Here is a 20,589-nt window from a genome sequence, read left to right on the forward strand (position 1 = left end):
AGTTTAAAATGCAAAACCAGTATAAAGATCCTTTACACGGAATTACACTTCAAAAAATTGTAGAAACATTAGTCGATTATTATGGTTTTGATACTCTAGGAGAATTAATCCCTATCAAATGCTTTACTTCGAATCCGAGTGTAAAATCAAGTCTTACTTTTTTAAGAAAAACAGATTGGGCTCGTAAGAAAGTAGAAGAGCTTTATGTTAAAACGCTTCCTAAGTTAGGTTGATCTTATAATTTATAAGAAATCATAACTCCTCCACGATACGGAAGCCATTCGCCACTTTTATTCCAGTGAACTGCTTTTTCATATCTCCCAGGAGTGCCGTCATTATAGTATCCGTGATAAAATCCTTGGTGCCATCCGCCACCAACAAAAAAGTCAAGCAAAAATTTGTCATTTAATTTCAGATTGTAACCAACTGTAGCTCCAAGTCTGTATCCAAAACCATCTTCATAATGATTACTGTTCCAGTAATTCCATTTTTGTAATTCATATTTATCGGCTCCGATATGAGCTCCTGCATAAAAACCGTTGTATTTTTCTTTAAAATGGTAACGAACTTCAGGAGTAAAAGTGACAAGTTTCATAGGAGAATGTCCATTAAACGATTTCCAGAAAGAAGCCATAACATCTGCACTAAATGTAGTTTTTTCTCCAATACTGGTTTCTATTCCAATATTTGGAACTAATAATAGAGCAGTTGCTCCGTTAAATTTTACAAATGTCTGACTATGTAATTGAATACAAAATAAAAGAACAAGGAGGGCGGGTATTTTTTTCATAAATTTTGGAATTCAAAAACAGCTGTTTTTCGCTGATTTCGAGCGCAAATATAACTTATAACAAGAAACAATAATTCTTTATAAGATTATTTTAACAAGAATAAAAAGTTACTTTTCTAGTAATGAATAGATTACCTTGTCAAGAAATTTTCCTTCCCAAAACTCTGATTCTTTTAGATGCGCTTCTTTAACAAATCCGCATTTTTGTAATACCTTTTCTGAGGCATAATTTTCAGGGTCAATTACCGCCTCAATAGAGTGGAGTTTTAATTCTTTGAAGCCATAGTTTGTCAATGCATTTACTGCTTCTGGAACGATTCCTTTGCCATGAGAATCAGAATTTAGAATATAGCCAATTTCTGACCGGTAATTTTCAAATTGTGTTCTGTAGAATCCAATTATTCCTAATAGTCTTGGGTCTCCTTTAAGTCTAATCGCCCAATTTATGCCAATGTTCTTGTCGATGTTTTCGTTAATGGTATTGATGTGAACCAATGCATCTTCATGATTTTTAGCCAAAGGACGCGGAATATATTTCATAATCTCTGGATTAGAACGTATTTCGAAAACTTCTTTTACATCAGTTTCATTAAGTCTGTCCAAGATCAAACGCTCTGTTTCTATTACTGGAAATGGATTAAAATTAAATTCTAACATTTTGTATATTATAATATAGTAATACTAAATTTCGCACTGAAATCTTTATTTTCATCCAACGTCAAAATTCCTTCTTTTTTATATAAATCGCCTGTATTTTCGTCAGTGTCCGAATAACCTAGCCAAGGTTCAATACAGATAAAAGGCGCATTTTCTTTGGTCCAGATTCCTAAGCTCGGAAAATCATTATACTCAACTTTTACATAAGGTTTTGAATTGTTGAGGATAGTTAAAGATTTTGATTCTAATGTTTTAAAAATTAAAGCATCATTTTTAAACAGTTCATAATTTAAAGGAACAATGCCATTCTTTGTTTCTAAAATTTTAGTTTGAGATGAAATCAAATCATTTTCAAGAAGATAATATTTTAAGTTTTCTTCTTTTTCGAATTGAAAAGCATAATTTTCAAAATGATTAGGAAGAGCAATTGCAGGATGTGCACCAATTGAAAAAGGCATTTTTTCTTTTCCGTTGTTGATTACTTTGTATTCAAGTCCTAATGAATTACCATCAAGCGTATAAATAAGCTGCAATTCAAATTCAAAAGGATATTTCTGTACTGTTTCTTCGGAAGATTTAAGAGAGAAAATAGCTTTATTTTCGTTTTTTTCAATCAAATCAAATTCCATATCACGAGCAAAACCGTGACGAGGCAAGTGATATTCTTTTTCGTTGATTTTGTAAGTGTTATTTTTTAAAGTTCCTACAATAGGAAAAAGAACAGGAGAATGTTTGCCCCAAAAATCGGGATTGCCTTCCCAGATATATTCGTTGTTTTGGTTGTTTTTTATCGAAAATAATTCGGCTCCTGCATGTTTGATTGAAGCCGTTAATATTGAATTTGAAATAGTTGTAGTCACGATGCTAGAATGTATAATGAATGTTTTTTATAGATGTAAATATATTTTATAAAATTTAGTTTTTTAAGAAAAAGGCTAAATTATTTTATTAATAAAATTTTGCTAAAATTAAATTTATGTTTTAAAACTTCTCTGTAAATAGCTTTTTTTTTCATTAATTTGCTACATAAACAGCTAAAAATATGAAAAAGCAATCTGCGAAAGCCATTTTAACCGCGGCTTTATTTTTTGGGATTTCTTCAGTATGGGCGCAGGAAACTCCGTCAGCAACAAATCCAGTAAACAATTATAATTATCATGATGCCTTTGGACCTCATTTTTACACCAAAAATGCTACAAGTACTCGTACTGCAAGCGGAGAACCAGGAGTAGAATACTGGCAAAATAGAGCCGATTATCAGATTACGGCAAAATTAAATGGAAATACAAACGAAATTGTAGGGACAGACGAAATTACCTATACGAATAATAGTCCTCAAAAATTATCATTTCTTTGGCTGAATTTAGACCAAAACTTATTTAAAGAAGACTCTAGAGGAAATGCTCTTGTGCCTTTAACGGGAAGCCGTAACGGAGCCCAAGGACAAGTTTTTGACGGAGGAAATAAAATTAAATCGGTAAAAGTAATTTCTGGCGGTAAAACTAAAACGGAAACAGTTGCTAAATATATAGTTACAGATACGAGAATGCAGATTTTCCTTCCTCAGGAATTGGCTGCAAAAGGAGGTTCTGTAAAGATTAAAATCGAATTCTCTTTCATTGCACCTTTTGAAGGATCGGATAGAATGGGGGTTTTAGAAACTAAAAATGGAAAAATCTTCACTATTGCTCAATGGTATCCACGTATGTGTGTATACGATGATGTGAGAGGCTGGAATACAGCTCCATATTTAGGTGCTTCAGAGTTTTATTTAGAATATGGAGATTTTGATGTAAAACTTACAGTTCCTGGAAATCATTATGTTGTGGCTTCTGGAGAATTGTTAAACGGTCAGGAAGTCTTTTCTGCTGAGCAATTAAAAAGATACAAAGACGCTTCTAACAGCGACAAAACAGTTATGATTCGTACTGCAGATGAAGTAAATTCTACTGCAAATGCAAATGCTGGGACTGAAAAAACTTGGCATTATAAAATCAAAAATGCTCGTGATTTCTCTTGGGCATCATCTCCAGCTTTCATTTTAGATGGAGCAAAAATTAATCTTCCGAGCGGTAAAAAATCTTTAGCATTATCTGCTTATCCTGTTGAAAGTGATGGGCGAGATGGTTACGGACGTTCTACAGAATATGTAAAAGCCTCTATCGAGCATTATTCTAAGCAATGGTTTGAATATCCTTATCCAGCGGCGACAAACGTTGCAGGAAACGAAGGAGGAATGGAATATCCTGGAATTGTTTTCTGCGGATGGAAATCTAAAGAAGCTGATTTATGGGGAGTTACAGATCATGAATTTGGACATATCTGGTTTCCAATGATTGTAGGTTCAAACGAAAGATTATTTGCATGGATGGATGAAGGATTTAATACTTTTATTAATTCATTAAGTACGGCTGCTTTTAATAATGGCGAATACAAAGAACAGCCAACAGATTTGCATGAAATGGCAGAACCATTTACAAGACCTGATTTAGAAACGATTATGAGTTCTCCAGATAATATGAAGGAGGCAAATATTGGTATGTTATGTTACTTTAAACCAAGTGCAGGTTTAGTAATTTTGAGAGAGCAAATTTTAGGAAAAGAGCGTTTTGATACTGCTTTTAGAACCTATATTCAGCGTTGGGCTTACAAACATCCGCAACCAGATGATTTCTTTAGAAGTATGGAAAATGTGGCTGGAGAAGATTTAAGCTGGTTCTGGAGAAGCTGGTATGTAAACAATTGGCGTTTTGACCAAGGAGTTAACTCGGTTAAATATGTAAAAAATGATCCGGCTAAAGGCGCTGTAATTACAGTTGAAAACTTTGATAAAATGCCAATGCCGATTGTTTTGGATGTAAAATCAAAAAGCGGAAAAGTATCAAGAGTTAATATTCCAGTAGAAATCTGGCAAAGAAACAATTCTTGGTCTTTCAAACACAATTCTACAGAAGAAATTGAAAGCATCACGTTAGATCCAGACCATGCTTTTCCAGATAACAATACGTCTAATAATGTTTGGAAAGCGGGAAGCGGAAAAATTGAAAAAGACATTATTCTGGACGGATACTTAGGTAATTATGTTACCACTAAGTCTCCTTTGACAATTGAATTGACAGAGAAGAATAGTGTTTTATATGCTGAGCTTCCAAATTATCCTAAATTTACTTTAAACCCTGTTACAAATGAAAAAGACACATTTGAATCAAAAAGAGCAGGATTGAAATTTAAATTTAACGAAGCTAAAACAGGTTTCGATATGACGCTTATAGATAATGGACAAGTAATTCCATTTACGAAAAAGTAAAATTTTAAAAATATAAAATATTCAGAACCCGATAATTAGAAATAATTATCGGGTTTTGTTTTATGAGTATATTCACAAAACGTCAAAAAAATGTTAGAATTTAATTTTTTTGTTTTGTAAATAAAAAAATAATGTACTTTTGCACCGATGAATAAAATAAGTTTACATATAACTTCTTTGTCACGGACAAACTCACCGATTACTTCTCCCGAAGTACGGACACTATCTCTATAGTATCCACTGAGTTTTATAGCCGTATATTTATTCATATCCTTTTTTCATTTTGAAATCACATAATTTGTCCATTGGACAAACATATCCTAAAACTATATATAATTTTGTAAATTTTCTTGATCAAGTTTTTGATTTAGAGAGTGTTACTTCTTTTTTGTCTATTTTTATCGGATTCAATTCTGGATTTCAATCTAAACAATACATTTTAATTTTTAACGCTAAACTTCAATTATTGAAATGAAGATCTCTATTGTTGTTACCCAGGAAGAACACTTCAAATTCGCACAAGAAATCTGCGATACGATAGAATCATCTGCTTTGTTAAGAGGCACGGGGATTGCTAAAAGAACTCCTGAGTACATTCAGAAAAAAATGGCAAACGGTGATGCGATGATTGCACTGGCTGATGGAAAGTTTGCAGGTTTTTGCTACATAGAAAGCTGGCAGCACGGAAAATTTGTGGCGCATTCGGGATTAATCGTTCATCCAGATTACAGAAGCCATGGATTGGCTAAAAAGATAAAATCTAAAGTATTTGATTATTCTTTAAAGAGATTTCCAGATGCTAAAATCTTTGGAATTACTACTGGTTTGGCGGTTATGAAAATTAACTCTGAATTAGGATACAAACCAGTTCCTTTCTCAGAATTAACAACCGACCCGAGTTTTTGGGCTGGCTGTAAAACCTGTACCAATTTCCCAATTTTACAAAGCAAAGAAAACAAAATGTGCCTTTGTACAGGAATGTTGTATGACCCGAAAGAAAAACAAAAAACACCGCCTAGACATCCTTTTAATGAGGCTGTTTTGAGCAGACTTAAAAAAATTAAACAAGCTTTATTTTTAAATAAAATTATAGCATTTTTTGTTTAACCAATTAATTAGAAAAAATCTCAAACTGCTACATACGAAAGTATTAGCCTAAATTATAAAAAATGAAAAAAGTAGTATTAGCTTATAGCGGAGGATTAGATACCTCGTATTGTTTGAAATATTTAAAAAATGAAAAAGGATACGAAGTTCACACTGTACTTGTAGACACAGGAGGATTTTCTGCTGAAGAATTAACAGCTATTGAAAAAAGAGCTTACGAGTTAGGTAGTGCGCAACACGCTAACCTGACAATCGTTGACAAATATTATGATAAAGCAATAAAATATTTGATTTTCGGAAACGTATTAAAAAACAATACTTATCCGTTATCAGTAAGTGCAGAGCGTGTTTTTCAAGCAATTGAAGCAATTAAATACGCTAAAAAAGTAGGAGCAAGTGCCATTGCACACGGAAGTACAGGTGCAGGAAACGACCAAATCCGTTTCGATTTGATTTTCCAAACTATTGCTCCAGAAATCGAAATCATCACGCCAATTAGAGATTTAAAACTTTCTAGACAAGAAGAAGTAGATTATTTAGCTCAAAACGGAGTTCACTATTCTTGGGAAAAAGCACAATATTCTATTAATAAAGGTCTTTGGGGAACAAGTGTTGGAGGAAAAGAAACTTTAACTTCAGGACAGCCATTGCCAAGCGAAGCTTATCCTTCACAATTGCAAAAAGATGGTGAAGAAAAAGTAACGCTTCATTTTGAACAAGGTGAATTAGTTGGACTTAACGGAAAAACAGATAAGCCTTCAAATAATATTGTTGAGCTTGAAAAATTAGCAAACGCTTACGCAATTGGAAGAGATATTCACGTAGGAGATACGATTATCGGAATTAAAGGAAGAGTTGGTTTTGAAGCTGCGGCACCTTTAATTATCATCAAAGCGCACCATTTATTAGAGAAACATACTCTTGGAAAATGGCAACAATACTGGAAAGAACAACTAGGAAACTGGTACGGAATGTTATTTCACGAAGGTCAATTTCTTGATCCAGTGATGAGAAACATCGAAACTTTCCTTCAGGATACTCAAAAAACAGTAAACGGAACAGTAACTGTTTCGTTAAAACCATATCATTTCTCACTTGACGGAATCGAATCAGAAAATGATTTAATGAACACAGGTTTCGGTCAGTACGGCGAAATGAACAATGCCTGGACATCTGAAGATGCGAAAGGATTTATTAAGATTTTAGGAAATGCTCAAAATATTTTCTCATCTGTAAACAAATTAGATCATGATTAATGTCGGAATTATTGGTGGTTCGGGCTACACAGCCGGAGAACTCATCAGAATTTTAATGTATCACCCCAAAGTAAACATTGATTTTGTTTACAGTACAACAAACGCTGGAAAACCACTTTCTGTGGCGCACCACGATTTAATGGGCGATATCGAAATGAACTTTACTGATGAAATCAATCCAAATGTGAATGTGGTATTCTTGTGTTTAGGACACGGAAAATCGATTTCATTTTTGAAAGAAAATCAGTTTGCTGGCCATACTAAAATCATTGATTTAGGAAATGATTTCAGATTGAACAAAGATGCTCATTTTGAAGGAAAAGATTTTGTTTACGGTCTTCCGGAAATAAATAAAGCCGAAATCAAAAAAGCAGATTATATTGCCAATCCAGGTTGTTTTGCAACTGCCATTCAGTTGGCATTATTACCTTTAGCCAAAGACGGATTGCTGAATAATGATGTTCATATTAATGCAACAACGGGTTCGACAGGAGCGGGAGTTGGTCTTGCTGAAACTTCTCATTTTAGCTGGAGAAATAACAATTTTTCTCATTACAAAGCTTTTGAGCATCAACATTTAGGTGAAATCACTGAAAGTCTGGTGCAATTGCAGGATGATTTTGAAAGTGAATTGCTTTTTATTCCGAATAGAGGAGATTTTCCAAGAGGAATTTTTGCAACTCTTTACACGAAATCGGACGATAGTTTAGAAACTTTAGTAGCAAAATATCAAGAGTTCTATAAAAATGAGCCTTTTGTAACGGTTACAACGACAAACATCAATATGAAACAAGTTGTACAAACCAACAAATGCATTATTAGTTTATTGAAAAAAGGAAACCGGGTTCTCATAACATCAATTATCGATAACTTAACCAAAGGTGCTTCAGGACAGGCAATTCAAAACATGAATTTAATGTTCGGATTAGAAGAAACCACAGGGTTACATTTGAAACCAAGCGGATTTTAATTTTTTAGTTTCAAGTTTAAAGTTTCAGGTTTCACGTTCGGTACGTGACTTGAAATGAATAAAAAGAAACATAACTAGTTTTAGTTTTAAAGCTCTCAGTTTTCACATTCAGTGAGCAACTTGAAACTTTAAACCTGAAACAAAATAAACAAAACACAAAATGAACTTATTCAACGTTTACCCATTATACGACATTACTCCAGTAAAAGCAGTTGACTGCACAATTATTGACGACAAAGGAGTAGAATATTTAGATTTATACAGCGGACATGGAGTAATTTCCATCGGACATACACAGCCGGATTATGTGGCGAAACTAAAAAACCAAATTGATAATTTAGGATTTTATTCAAATGCGATTCAGAATCCTTTACAGGTTGAATTGGCACAGAAATTAGGAAAGCTTTCAGGTTTAGAAGATTATGAATTATTTTTATGTAGTTCTGGAGCTGAAGCAAACGAAAATGCTTTAAAATTAGCTTCTTTCCATAACGGAAGATCTAGAGTTGTGGCTTTTGATAATTCTTTCCACGGAAGAACTTCTGCGGCAGTTGCTGTTACCGATAACAAAAAAATAGTTGCGCCAATAAATGCACAACAAGAAGTAACGTTTTTACCTCTAAACCAAATTGAATTAGTTGAAGCTGAACTAGCAAAAGGCGATGTTACGGCTGTAATTATCGAAGGAATTCAAGGAGTTGGAGGTTTAGATCAAGGAACAACTGAGTTTTTCCAGGCTTTAGAAAAAGCATGTAAAAAACATGATGTTGTTTTAATTTTAGACGAAGTACAATCAGGATACGGAAGAAGCGGTAAATTCTTCGCTTTCCAACACCACGGAATTAACGCTGATATTATTTCAGTTGCAAAAGGAATGGGGAACGGTTTCCCGGTTGGAGCGATTTTAATTTCTCCAAAATTTGAAGCAAGTTTCGGATTATTAGGAACTACTTTTGGCGGAAGCCACTTGTCTTGTGCAGCAGGAATTGCAGTTTTAGATGTAATTGAAAAGCTTGATTTGCAGAAAAATGTAAATGAGGTTTACGAGTATTTCTTAGAAAAAATCAAAGAAGTTGAAGGCATCAAACAAGTAAAAGGAAAAGGATTAATGCTTGGAGTGGAGTTTGATTTTGATGTTGCGGCTTTGAGAAAGAAATTAATTATCGAAAAACATATTTTTACAGGAAGCGCCAATAATAAAAATCTATTGAGAATTTTACCGCCATTAACTGTGAAAAAAGCGGATATCGATACGTTTGTAAAAGCGTTGAAAGAAAGTTTAGAAGAATTAAAAAATTAATTCGCATTAAACCTTACGGGTTTTTAAAACCCGTAAGGTTTAGAAACGCAAAGTATAGTTTTCTAAAAGGTTTTCAAACCTTTTAGAATACAATAGTTTCGAAAGAAACAACCAAAAAACAACCAACCCACTTGAAATTATGAAACCATTATCAATTGAAACGCGCAATGCAGTTTTGCGGACCATGGCAAAACTGGTCGAACAAGAGCGGAATCAGATTATTTTGACCAATCAGGAAGATCTGGCCGACTACGACGGTTCTGATCTTGCGATGGAAGAACGACTGAAAGTAGATGATAAAAAAGTAGATGAAATGATTTTGTCATTAAATCAATTAGCATCTCAGGAAGATCCTGTTGGAGTAGAGCGCTTTCATTTTACACACGATAATGGAATCAAAGTCATCAATAAAACCGCAGCTTTTGGAACGATTTTAATTATTTATGAATCACGTCCCGATGTCACAATTGAAGCTGGTGGAATTGCTTTTAAATCCGGAAATAAAATTTTATTAAAAGGAGGAAAAGAGTCTTTAAAATCCAATTTGAAAATCGTAAGTCTTTGGTATCAAGCCTTAGAAGAAAATAAAGTTTCGAAAGACTGGGTTGAATATCTGAATTATAACAGAACTGAAACTCAGGCTTTTTTAGAAAAACCAACACAAAAAGTAGATTTAATTGTTCCGAGAGGAGGAGAAAAATTAATCGAATTTGTAAAAGCGCACGCGACTTGCCCAGTAATCGTAAGCGGACGCGGAAATAATTTTGTTTACGTTCATAAAGATGCTGATACGGATTTGGCTTTAAAAGTAATTTTAAACGCAAAAACGGCTAAAATCTCGGCTTGTAATGCAGTTGATAAAGTTTTAATTGATCCAAAACTTCCGAATTTTGAAGGTTTTACATCGATGCTAATCGAAACATTAAAAGAAAAAAATGTTGAAATTATCGTTGATAAATCGCTTGAAAATTTCGAAGATACCGAAACACTTCAAAACGAAGATATTTGGTATGAAGAGTTTTTGGATTATAAAATCGTAATTGGAACTATTGATTCTGACGAACATGCAATCGACATGATTAATAAATACTGCGGAGGACATTCAGCAGCAATTATTACAAGAGATAATGAAATTGCCAAACAGTTTATGGAATCTATAGATGCCGCGGCTGTTTACCAAAATGCGTCAACCCGATTCACAGACGGCGGACAATTTGGACTTGGCGGTGAACTAGCAATCAGCACTGATAAATTACATCAAAGAGGACCAATTGGACTTCAGCATTTGGTTACCAATAAATGGTACGTTTACGGAGAAGGGCAGATCCGGTAATTGAGATAATTAGATAATTTGTCAATTAGATAATTTGTCAATTAGATAATTAGGAAATTTTAGATTGCAGATTTTAGACTTTAGATTGTGAATTATTAATTCTTAGATTTTTAAATTTTTTATTGAGATTCAATTGGAATTTGGAATTTAAAATATTGGAATTTAATTATAAAAACTTTGTGCCTTAGCGCCTTCGTGGCAAAAACAAAAAACATGGCAAAAAAACGGATTTTATTAAAAATAGGAAGTAACACCTTAACAAAGGAAACCAATCATATTTCGCGGGGAAAGATTGAAGACCTTGGAATTCAGGTTGCGGCTTTGAACGACGAATATGAGTTTATCATAGTAAGTTCAGGAGCGATTGCGGCGGCAAAGCAGTTTGTAAAACTGGATAATCAAGATAAAGATGTTTTTGTAAAACAGGCTTTAGCTTCAATTGGACAGCCTCATTTAATGCGGATTTACAATGAGAATTTTAAGGATTTAGGATTAAATACCTCGCAGTGTTTGCTATCTTATTCTGATTTTGAAAAGGAGCAGACCAAAAAGAATATTGTAAATACGATTAATGTATTAGTTAAAAACAATTACATTCCGATTATCAATGAAAATGATACGGTGGCGACAGATGAGATTCGGTTTGGAGATAATGACAAATTAGCTGCTTTAACGGCGGTTCTTTTAAATGTTGATATCCTGATAATTGCAACCAATACAAATGGAATTTACACGAAAGAATCAATTCATAATGAAAATCCAGAAACCATAAAATTGGTAGAAGATTTAAAATCTCTGGAAAAAGAAATAGGAGATTCAAAATCTTCACACGGAACAGGAGGAATGCAGTCGAAAATCGAAGCTGCAGGTATTGCAAAAGCTGCTAATATAGAAACTTGGATCGTCAACGGATTAAATGATAATTTTATTTTAAACGCATTAGAAGATAAAATTCCATTTACAAAAATTTTATAGCCACGAATTCACGAATTGTTTCTTAGTATCTAAACGAAATATTAATTCGAATTAATTCGAAAAAATAATCGCAAAGATTTGGAAAAAAATAATTCGTGAATTCGTGGCGAAAAAAAAACTAAAAAACAAAGAAAACAAATGAACTACATCTCAATAAAAGAAATCAACTCATTATCAAAATGGGTAAACCAAGCGATAAAAATCAAAAAAAATCCGCTTAAAAACCAAAGTTTAGGGAAGAATAAAACATTAGGAATGTTATTTTTTAACCCCAGTTTAAGAACGCGTTTGAGTACTCAAAAAGCGGCTATGAACTTGGGAATGAATGTTATGGTAATGAACTTTACCAACGAAGGTTGGACTTTAGAATTTGAAGACGGAGCCGTTATGAATTCTGGTGCTTCAGAACATATTAAAGAAGCGGCAGAAGTAGTTTCTCAATACTGTGATATCATCGCAATTCGTGCATTTGCAGGTTTAGTTGATAAAGAAAAAGATTATGCTGAAACTGTAATTTCAGGATTTTTGAAATACGCTACAGTGCCAATCGTAAACATGGAAAGTGCTATTCGTCACCCGTTGCAGTCATTAGCAGATGCGATTACGATGGAAGAATTCAAACCTAGACATAAAAACAAACAAAAAGTAGTTTTGTCTTGGGCACCGCATCCAAAAGCGCTTCCACAAGCAGTTGCGAATTCATTCGTAGAAATGATGCAAATGCAGAAAGATATGGATTTTGTAATCACACATCCAGAAGGTTACGAATTAAGCCCAGAAATTACAAAAGACTGTAAAATCGAATACGATCAAGATAAAGCTTTCGAAAATGCTGATTTCGTTTACGTAAAAAATTGGAGTAATTTCAACGATTACGGAAAAGTAACCAACTCAGATCCAAACTGGACGGTTACAGCTGAGAAAATGGCTTTAACCAACAATGGAAAATTCATGCACTGTCTTCCTGTTCGTCGTAACGTAATTGTAAGCGATGAAGTTTTAGATGGAGAAAATTCTATCGTAATTGAGCAGGCGAATAATAGAACGTATTCGGCACAATTAGTTTTACAGAAGATCCTTAAAAAGCTATAGCTTTTTAAAGCTTCTAAGGTTTCTAAGCTACTAAGCTGCTAAGAGCCTTTGTCAAGAAAAAAGCTTAGAATCTTAGAACCTTAGCATCTTAGCACCTTATGAAGGTATCAGTAATAAAAATTGGTGGAAACATCATCGACAATCCCGTAGAATTAGAGCAGTTTTTAACTGATTTTTCTAAAATTGAAGGGCATAAAGTATTAGTTCACGGCGGTGGAAAATCGGCTACAAAAATGGCGCAGAGTATTGGTTTAGTACCGCAAATGATTGATGGACGCCGAATTACCGATGCTCCGATGTTGGATATTGTTGTAATGATTTACGCAGGGCAAATCAACAAACATATTGTAGCGCAATTGCAGGCAAAAGACAATAATGCAATCGGGTTTTCTGGTGCTGACGGGAATTTGATTCAATCAGCAAAAAGAAATCATCCAACAATCGATTACGGATTTGTAGGTGATGTAAAGCAGGTTAATACTAAATTATTAGCCACTTTATTAGAAACTGGAATTGTTCCTGTTTTCTGTGCGATTACACACGACAAAAACGGACAATTATTAAACACAAACGCTGATACTATTGCAAGCGAATTATCAATTGCATTATCTGAAGTTTTTGATGTAACGCTGACGTATTGTTTTGAAAAACAAGGCGTTTTGCAAGATTCAGAAGACGATTCATCTGTAATTACAGAAATCAACGAAACATTATACAACAAACTAAAAGAAGAAAAAGTAATCCATTCTGGAATGATTCCAAAACTGGATAATTGCTTCAATAGTTTATCAAGAGGCGTGCAGAAAATCAAAATTGGGCATCACAGAATGCTTCAAAATGCAGATGTTCCGCATACCACAATTACGTTATAAAAAAGTTGCCACAAATTGACGTTAATTCTCTCTGTTGAAAGAGAAAATAATTTTAGGTTTACATTAAAAAAATCATTTTGATTTTAAATCTGTAACAAAAAAACAATTTGCGAAAAGTCGTGTAATTAGTGGCAAAAAAATAGAGCGCACAAGGTATTTTAAATAAATTTGCGCAAGTAAAAATGGTCATAGGAAAGCTCAAAAACTTTGCTGCTTTGTTCCTTTGAACCTTTGAATCTTATTAAAATGAAAAATATAGATACGCTTACCAAAGAAGCCATTCAATTATTAAGAAATCTGATTGAAACGCCTTCATTCTCAAGTGAAGAAGACCAAACAGCTCTTTTAATAGAAAATTGGTTCAATCAAAATGAAATTCCGTTCAAGAGAGAAAATAACAATGTGTGGGCTTTCAATAAATATTTCGACGAAAATAAACCAACACTTTTATTAAATTCCCATCACGATACCGTAAGACCTAATCAAGCTTATACCAACGATCCGTTTAAAGCAATCGAAAAAGACGGTAAATTATTTGGATTAGGAAGTAATGATGCTGGAGGATGTCTGGTTTCGCTTTTAGCTACATTCGTTCATTTTTATGAAAACCAAAATTTATCGCACAATATTGTAATTGTAGCTTCTGCAGAGGAAGAAAGCAGCGGAAAAAATGGTTTAAACAGCGTTTTAAAACATTTACCAGAATTAGATTGTGCAATTGTGGGCGAACCGACTTTAATGCAATTGGCTGTGGCCGAAAAAGGACTTTTAGTTTTAGATGTAAAAGTAAAAGGAACTGCAAGCCATGCTGCGCATCAAAACGATGATAACGCTTTATACAAATCAATTCCGGTAATGGAATGGTTTAAAAATTATAAATTTGACAAAATCTCAGACGTTTTAGGTCCCGTAAAAATGACCGTAACACAGATCAATGCTGGAAAACAACACAATGTTGTTCCGTCAGAATGTGATTTAGTTGTAGACATTCGCGTTACGGATCGCTATACCAATGCGGAAATTCTGGAGGTTGTAAAAGCCAACGTAAATGCCGAAGTAACACCAAGATCAATGCATTTAAATGCTTCGTCAATTCCAATTGCACACGGTTTGGTTCAATCCGGAATTGCTTTAGGAAGAACAACTTATGGTTCGCCAACTCTTTCAGATCAGTCGGTTTTAAGCTGTCAGTCTTTAAAATTAGGGCCTGGAGAAACATTACGTTCGCATTCAGCAGACGAATTTATTTTTGTAAACGAAATAGAAGAAGGAGTCGATCTTTATATTAAAATATTGACAGGGTTCTTTAAATTATAAGAAAAGAAAACTGCCACGAATTCACGAATTGTTTTTTTACTATCTAGAAGAAGTATTAATTCGAATTAATTCGAAAAAAATAATCACAAAGATTTGAAAAAATAATTCGTGAATTCGTGGCGAAAAAAATAAAGCCTATGAAACTTTGGGAAAAAGGAATACCAACAGATAAACAAATCGAGCAATTTACCGTTGGAAACGATCGTGAACTTGATTTAGTTTTAGCAAAATATGATGCTTTAGGTTCAATTGCCCATGCAAAAATGCTTGGACAAATCGGATTATTAACCGAAGAAGAAACAACTTCTCTAGTTGATGCTTTAAACGAAATTATTGCCGATATCGTAGTTGGAAATTTTGAAATCGAAGACAGTTTTGAAGACGTTCATTCTAAAATCGAATATCTGTTAACAAAAAAACTAGGCGATGCTGGAAAGAAAATCCACACTGCGCGTTCTCGTAATGATCAGGTTTTAGTTGACGTTCATTTATATTTAAAAGATGAATTAAAAGCAATCAAAGAACAGGTAAAAACGCTTTTTGATCTTTTGATGGAATCGGCAGAAAAATACCAGCATGTTTTATTGCCAGGTTATACACATTTGCAAATTGCAATGCCTTCATCATTCGGAATGTGGTTTTCGGCTTACGCTGAAAGTTTGATTGACGATATCACAATGCTGAATGCAGCTTCTAAAATTGTAGATCAGAATCCGTTAGGATCTGCAGCAGGTTACGGAAGTTCATTCCCAATCGATAGAACATTAACAACAAAAGAACTAGGTTTCGAAACTTTAAAATACAATGCCGTTGCTGCGCAAATGAGTCGTGGAAAAGCAGAAAAAACAGTTGCTTTTGCGATGACAAGCGTTGCAGGAACATTGTCAAAATTTGCTATGGACGTTTGTCTGTATATGAGCCAGAATTTTGATTTTATCGGACTTCCAGCGCATCTTACAACAGGATCGAGCATTATGCCTCACAAGAAAAATCCAGATGTTTTCGAATTGATCAGAGGAAAATGCAATAAGATTCAGGCGCTTCCTTACGAGATTACTTTAATTACAAATAATCTCCCAAGTGGTTATCACAGAGATTTGCAGCTTTTAAAAGAAGGTTTATTTCCAGCGATTCAAACATTGAAATCATGTTTAGATATTGCGATTTTTTCAATAAAAGATATCACGGTAAAAGAAGGTATTTTGGAAGATAAAAAATACGATTATCTGTTTACTGTAGATACCTTAAATGAAATGGTTGTTGACGGAATGCCGTTTAGAGATGCTTACAAAGCCGTTGCAGAACAATTGGAAGAAGGAACTTATAAATCTCCAAAAGCAACCAAACACACACACGAGGGAAGTATCAATAATTTATGCCTTAGCGATATAAAGGATAAAATGGATAACAGCTTTTTAATGTAAATAAAAGCACTATAAAAAAGTAAAAGGTCATTGATTTTCAATGACCTTTTGTTTTATAGTAAGTTTAGTTTTTTACCAGTTTAAAAGTTTTGCTCCTGTTTTCGATCTGAACTTTACAGATGTATATGCCTTTAGAAAGATTTCCAACATTCAACTCTAATTTTTCATCAGGAGACACATTTTTTTGGTGCGAATATACTTTTGATCCATTTGAAGAAAACAAATCTACTTCGGCTAAACCATTGTCAGCACTTGAAAAATCAATATTCAAAAGTTTATTAATAACAGAAGGATAATATTTTAGATCTAAGTTATTGGCTTTGTTATTTAAACCTAAATTATTGCAACTTGTAGACAAAACACGTTGAGACGTAACTTGAAGTGTTGCTCCAGCACCACAAGTAGGGTTTGAAACATAACCCGCAACATTAGCAATAGGTAAAGCAGAATAAGTGTAAGCAGGTTTAGTTACTGCGGTTCCAGAATTTGCAGGAGCATTTAAGCAATCGTTAAAAGATATTCCAATTGTACCACCGTCTGTACTTATATAATTTTTAAAAGCAGTTCCAATTTTTGCAAAATCGGTGCCTTCAACATAGCAAGTAGAATTGTTGTTTCCGCCACCTAAACCAATGGCTAATGAACCTGAAACAGAGGTGTTGTAATAGCAGTTTAAAATATGAAGTTCGGCATTTCTAGCTCTTGGCATTCTTTCTTTACAGCCTTCAGCCCAATAGCAATTTTTAAATGTAATGCTATAATGACCATCTGCTGGAGCATCAGTTTTAGAAGAACCAATTAAATCAGAAAAACGGTGATCATCAGCTCCTCCTGGACCACCAGCTTTTGGAGCTTTTAGATAAATAAATTTGCACCAAGAAACCGTAACATTATCTGCAGCGCCTTTATTATCAAAATTGCCATCTGTTCCATCTTGAAATTCACAATGATCAACCCATAGATTTGTAGCTTCAGAAGTTAGATTATCGCGTCCATCTGTATCATAGGCACCAGGACCTTCAAAAATTAAATTTCTGATGATTATATTATTAGATCCTGCTTTTAAATTTAAAATTCCAGAACCAGAAGCCGTTTGATCAAGATTGATTAATCGCGCTCCGGGAAGTCCAATAATGGTTTTGTCATTTACCTGTACGCTCGTATACGTACAGTTTATTGTTCCCGAAACTAGAATAACTTGTGGAGTGGCCAATTTTAATTTGGCAGTTAAATCAGTTAAAGTAGTCACTATTACAGGAGTTGCGTTTCCTCCTCCAGTTGCTGCAGCTCCAAATCCTTCTGGAGAACTCATATAGTAGTTTTGAGCAAACAGAAAGGAGCAAGGGAGAAGCAAGGCTAATAAAATAAGTTTTGTTTTCATTTAAGTGTGGTTTTTTGTGGTTTCAATAGTAATGTAATCGATTGCACAAATGTAAAAGAATAAAAATAATTTCAAATTAATTTGATGAATATTTTGTGCTTTAATGATTGAAAACAAGAGAGTTGTAAGTGTTGTTTTTACACTAATTTATGCTCTATTATTTAAAGCTTTTACAGCAGTAATTGTATAAAATTTAGAAAAATTAAAAAACAAGTATTTTCATCCTAAAATACTTATATTTGAAAACCACAACCCAATTAACTAATGAAAAAATTTGACAGCCAGCTGACTCAAAATCTTTTTGATAAAGGCTTGATTACCGAAAATCAGTTTGATGAAATTAAAACGTATCGAAATCTGAATATCTTTTCGCTTAATGCAGAATTAAAACTTTTTTTATACCTGTCTGTATTGTTATTTACCTCAGGAATTGGAATTTTAATATATGAGAATATTGATTCAATAGGGCATATTGCTATTCTATCGTTGCTTTTGATTGTTATAGCAGTTTGCTTTTTTTATTGTGTTAAATATTCAAAAGGCTTTCAGAAAGAGGAAACCACTTTTGAGCATCCTGTTTTAGAATATCTAGTTCTCGCGGGCAATATTCTGACTTGTATTTTTATCGGATATCTTCAATTTCAATACAAACCTTTTGGAGAACATTACGGATTAGCGACGTTGGTTCCCACAATAGTGAGTTTCTTTTGTGCTTATTATTTTGACAATAGAAGTGTTTTAACGATCGCCATTACCGGCTTGGCGGCTTATGTTGGGCTTTCTGTAACGCCTCAGACTTTATTAGATAATAATGATTTTTACGCCAGCCAGAGTTTGAGCTATTCTGCTGTAATGCTTGGTGTTTTATTGATTTTATGGACGATTTACAGTCAGCGAATTTCACTCAAAACACATTTCGGTTTAATTTTTCTCACTTTTGCACTTCATATTATAAGCATTGCCTCAATTAGCAATTTAACCAATTACGATATTCTTACCTGGATGGTTTTTGGAGTTATTTTAGCAGGTTCAACTTATTATTTTTATAAAGCTAGTTACAATCAGAAAGCAATGTCTCTCTATGTATTTATGATTTTATACGCTTATATAGGCGGAAATATTTTTGTGTTTAGAATCTTTGAAAATGTTGATTTCTCAGACTTTTGGGAAATATTTATTTTACTATTGCCAGCTTATTTCGTCGCTTCAATTGTAATTTTTATAAAACTAATTAAAAACTTTCATAAAGAAATTTCAGAATGATAGCATACGATAAAAAAGTATTAGATAATGAAGCTTTAATTGATGAAGCAGCTTCTTTGTATAATGGAGGTTTTATTAGTAAAGACCAAAAGAAATTTATAGAAAAAGAGTTGGAAGCTCTTAAAGACCAGAAAAATATTCTGGTTAGAATTGGTTTCTTTTTGCTAGGAGCATTATTGTTCGGATCGATTTGTGGTGCGATTACTATATTCGGGGTGAGTTCCGAGCGCATATTTTTTCAAATCTGCTGTTATATTTTTGCGATAGTTGGATTTGCAGGAGCTGAATTGCTTGCTTCAAAAAATTTTCATAATCACGGTTTAGATGATGCCTTTATTCTGGGGGCGCTTTTAAATGTCGGGTTTGCAATAGGAATTACAACAGAAGGCTACGAAATAATCATAGCGATTTTTGTTGCTATTGCAGCATTGTTTATGTTTTTAAGGTATTTGCATGTATTGTCAATGCTAGTTTTTTGTATTGCTATAACTGCTTTTTTGTTTTTTGGAATGTTTGAATTCGGAGAAATAGGAAAAGCTATTTTACCATTTACAGCGGCGATTTTTGCTGGAGGTTTTTATTTTTTTACAAAAAAAATAATCGACCGTTTGACTCAAAATTATTACTATAACGGACTTTTATTAGCAAATAGTTTTTGTCTCGTTTTATTTTATCTTTCTTGTAATTATTTGATTGTAAGAGAGCTTTCTGTAGAGCTTTTAGGGACAGATGTAAAACCGGGAACCGATATTCCGTTTGCATTTTTCTTTTATGCCTTTACTTTTATAGTTCCAATGATTTATTTGGTTCAAGCTTTGAGAACAAAAGACCGATTAATGCTTTGGATTAGCTTTTTGGCTATTGCATTTTCAATTTATACGATTAGATTTTATTATTCGGTTTTACCGATAGAAGTGGCGCTAACAATTGGAGGCGCAGTTTTATTTGCAATCGCTTATTTTTCAATTAAAAAATTAAAAGAAAAAGAAAACGGATTAACTTTTAAACCCGATAGAATCAATCATACAGATTCGTTGCTAAATGCTGAAGCTTTAGTTGTAGCTTCAACTTTCGGAATGAAACCAGAAGTAAAACCGCAAGCTTCTCCAATGGAATTTGGAGGTGGAGGTTTTAGCGGAGGCGGTTCAGATGGAAGCTATTAATTAAGCCTGTGTGAATTTCGATTCATTTATTTTATTATATTTGTAAAATAAATGTAACTAAAAAGTTTCATAAATGATACAAGAAATTCTCGCTTTTAAAAAAGTTGCTAGCCAATTAGACGAACTTATAAATAATTCTCCCTTTAAAAAGAAATATATTATTGAACAGGTTGGGTTATCTGGGCCAACGTATTACAGAAAATTGCAAAATCAATCTTTTACTGCTGATGAAATGCTGGCAATTGCAAAAATTATTTCTCCCGAAGAATATTATAAAATGGAATTATTAGCGGAGATCGAAGAGGCTAGGGAAAATATTAAAGAAGGAAAAACTATCCCGCATAGCGAAATGATTAAGAGAATCAAAAATAAAAACAAGTGA

20 protein-coding genes are annotated in these 20,589 nt (G+C 33.5%); 15 read left to right on the top strand and 5 right to left on the bottom strand.

Annotated elements, in window-relative coordinates; translation table 11 throughout:
• The first annotated feature begins 8 nt into the window (after nucleotides 1-8).
• Complete coding sequence (locus ACWA1F_RS05815) at nucleotides 9-233, top strand: VF530 family protein (protein ID WP_456892363.1); 225 nt, start codon at nucleotides 9-11, stop codon at nucleotides 231-233.
• A 2-nt stretch (nucleotides 234-235) separates the two neighbouring features.
• On the opposite strand, the gene ACWA1F_RS05820 is transcribed toward ACWA1F_RS05815, so the two are convergent.
• The 3 genes from ACWA1F_RS05820 to ACWA1F_RS05830 form a co-directional block, all read right to left on the bottom strand.
• Nucleotides 236-790 (bottom strand): DUF3575 domain-containing protein, encoded by a 555-nt coding sequence (locus ACWA1F_RS05820; RefSeq protein WP_456892365.1) that lies wholly within the window; start codon nucleotides 788-790, stop codon nucleotides 236-238.
• A 108-nt stretch (nucleotides 791-898) separates the two neighbouring features.
• Complete coding sequence (locus ACWA1F_RS05825) at nucleotides 899-1,447, bottom strand: GNAT family N-acetyltransferase (protein ID WP_456892367.1); 549 nt, start codon at nucleotides 1,445-1,447, stop codon at nucleotides 899-901.
• A gap of 8 nt (nucleotides 1,448-1,455) precedes the next feature.
• Nucleotides 1,456-2,307: an aldose 1-epimerase family protein gene (locus ACWA1F_RS05830; RefSeq protein ID WP_456892369.1), complete on the bottom strand. Its 852-nt coding sequence runs from the start codon at nucleotides 2,305-2,307 to the stop codon at nucleotides 1,456-1,458.
• A gap of 182 nt (nucleotides 2,308-2,489) precedes the next feature.
• Here ACWA1F_RS05830 and ACWA1F_RS05835 point away from each other — a divergent pair, with 182 nt between their 5' ends.
• The gene (locus ACWA1F_RS05835) at nucleotides 2,490-4,754 is read left to right on the top strand and encodes a M1 family metallopeptidase (RefSeq protein WP_456892371.1); all 2,265 of its coding nucleotides are present in this window, start codon (nucleotides 2,490-2,492) and stop codon (nucleotides 4,752-4,754) included.
• 35 nt (nucleotides 4,755-4,789) lie between these two features.
• Here ACWA1F_RS05835 and ACWA1F_RS05840 read toward each other — a convergent pair whose 3' ends face one another.
• Complete coding sequence (locus tag ACWA1F_RS05840; protein ID WP_306157777.1) at nucleotides 4,790-5,023, bottom strand: hypothetical protein; 234 nt, start codon at nucleotides 5,021-5,023, stop codon at nucleotides 4,790-4,792.
• Between the two features lie 202 nt (nucleotides 5,024-5,225).
• Between ACWA1F_RS05840 and ACWA1F_RS05845 the strand changes: the two genes are divergently transcribed.
• The 10 genes from ACWA1F_RS05845 (at nucleotide 5,226) to argH (ending at nucleotide 16,400) form a co-directional block, all read left to right on the top strand.
• Nucleotides 5,226-5,861 (top strand): GNAT family N-acetyltransferase, encoded by a 636-nt coding sequence (locus ACWA1F_RS05845; RefSeq protein ID WP_125722911.1) that lies wholly within the window; start codon nucleotides 5,226-5,228, stop codon nucleotides 5,859-5,861.
• 62 nt (nucleotides 5,862-5,923) lie between these two features.
• On the top strand, nucleotides 5,924-7,117 hold the full coding sequence (locus tag ACWA1F_RS05850; RefSeq protein WP_456892374.1) for an argininosuccinate synthase: 1,194 nt from the start codon (nucleotides 5,924-5,926) through the stop codon (nucleotides 7,115-7,117).
• Complete coding sequence (gene argC / locus ACWA1F_RS05855; protein WP_456892376.1) at nucleotides 7,110-8,087, top strand: N-acetyl-gamma-glutamyl-phosphate reductase; 978 nt, start codon at nucleotides 7,110-7,112, stop codon at nucleotides 8,085-8,087. Before ACWA1F_RS05850 ends, argC begins: the two co-directional genes overlap by 8 nt.
• Before the next feature lie 160 nt (nucleotides 8,088-8,247).
• On the top strand, nucleotides 8,248-9,387 hold the full coding sequence (locus tag ACWA1F_RS05860) for an aspartate aminotransferase family protein (protein ID WP_456892378.1): 1,140 nt from the start codon (nucleotides 8,248-8,250) through the stop codon (nucleotides 9,385-9,387).
• A 139-nt stretch (nucleotides 9,388-9,526) separates the two neighbouring features.
• Nucleotides 9,527-10,720, top strand: a complete 1,194-nt coding sequence (locus ACWA1F_RS05865; protein ID WP_456892380.1) for a glutamate-5-semialdehyde dehydrogenase — start codon at nucleotides 9,527-9,529, stop codon at nucleotides 10,718-10,720.
• A gap of 213 nt (nucleotides 10,721-10,933) precedes the next feature.
• Nucleotides 10,934-11,695: a glutamate 5-kinase gene (gene proB, locus ACWA1F_RS05870; protein WP_456892382.1), complete on the top strand. Its 762-nt coding sequence runs from the start codon at nucleotides 10,934-10,936 to the stop codon at nucleotides 11,693-11,695.
• Nucleotides 11,696-11,833: 138 nt separating this feature from the next.
• Nucleotides 11,834-12,787 (top strand): N-acetylornithine carbamoyltransferase, encoded by a 954-nt coding sequence (locus tag ACWA1F_RS05875; protein ID WP_456892384.1) that lies wholly within the window; start codon nucleotides 11,834-11,836, stop codon nucleotides 12,785-12,787.
• A gap of 98 nt (nucleotides 12,788-12,885) precedes the next feature.
• Entirely contained in the window at nucleotides 12,886-13,659 is a 774-nt protein-coding gene (argB, locus tag ACWA1F_RS05880) for an acetylglutamate kinase (protein WP_456892386.1), read from the top strand.
• A 246-nt stretch (nucleotides 13,660-13,905) separates the two neighbouring features.
• On the top strand, nucleotides 13,906-14,976 hold the full coding sequence (locus ACWA1F_RS05885) for a M20 family metallo-hydrolase (protein WP_456892388.1): 1,071 nt from the start codon (nucleotides 13,906-13,908) through the stop codon (nucleotides 14,974-14,976).
• A 137-nt stretch (nucleotides 14,977-15,113) separates the two neighbouring features.
• Nucleotides 15,114-16,400, top strand: a complete 1,287-nt coding sequence (gene argH / locus ACWA1F_RS05890) for an argininosuccinate lyase (RefSeq protein ID WP_456892390.1) — start codon at nucleotides 15,114-15,116, stop codon at nucleotides 16,398-16,400.
• A gap of 64 nt (nucleotides 16,401-16,464) precedes the next feature.
• Here the strand turns inward: argH and ACWA1F_RS05895 are convergent, their stop codons facing one another.
• The gene (locus ACWA1F_RS05895; protein WP_456892392.1) at nucleotides 16,465-17,781 is read right to left on the bottom strand and encodes a pectate lyase family protein; all 1,317 of its coding nucleotides are present in this window, start codon (nucleotides 17,779-17,781) and stop codon (nucleotides 16,465-16,467) included.
• Nucleotides 17,782-18,045: 264 nt separating this feature from the next.
• Here ACWA1F_RS05895 and ACWA1F_RS05900 point away from each other — a divergent pair, with 264 nt between their 5' ends.
• The 3 genes from ACWA1F_RS05900 to ACWA1F_RS05910 all read left to right on the top strand — a co-directional run bounded on the left by ACWA1F_RS05900 (nucleotide 18,046) and on the right by ACWA1F_RS05910 (nucleotide 20,589).
• Nucleotides 18,046-19,044 carry a DUF2157 domain-containing protein gene (locus ACWA1F_RS05900; RefSeq protein ID WP_456892394.1) on the top strand — a complete coding sequence of 333 codons (999 nt, stop codon included), beginning with the start codon at nucleotides 18,046-18,048 and terminating at the stop codon, nucleotides 19,042-19,044.
• Nucleotides 19,041-20,207 carry a hypothetical protein gene (locus tag ACWA1F_RS05905; RefSeq protein WP_456892396.1) on the top strand — a complete coding sequence of 389 codons (1,167 nt, stop codon included), beginning with the start codon at nucleotides 19,041-19,043 and terminating at the stop codon, nucleotides 20,205-20,207. Before ACWA1F_RS05900 ends, ACWA1F_RS05905 begins: the two co-directional genes overlap by 4 nt.
• A gap of 73 nt (nucleotides 20,208-20,280) precedes the next feature.
• Entirely contained in the window at nucleotides 20,281-20,589 is a 309-nt protein-coding gene (locus tag ACWA1F_RS05910; protein ID WP_456892398.1) for a hypothetical protein, read from the top strand.

This window comes from Flavobacterium erigeronis, assembly GCF_054075165.1.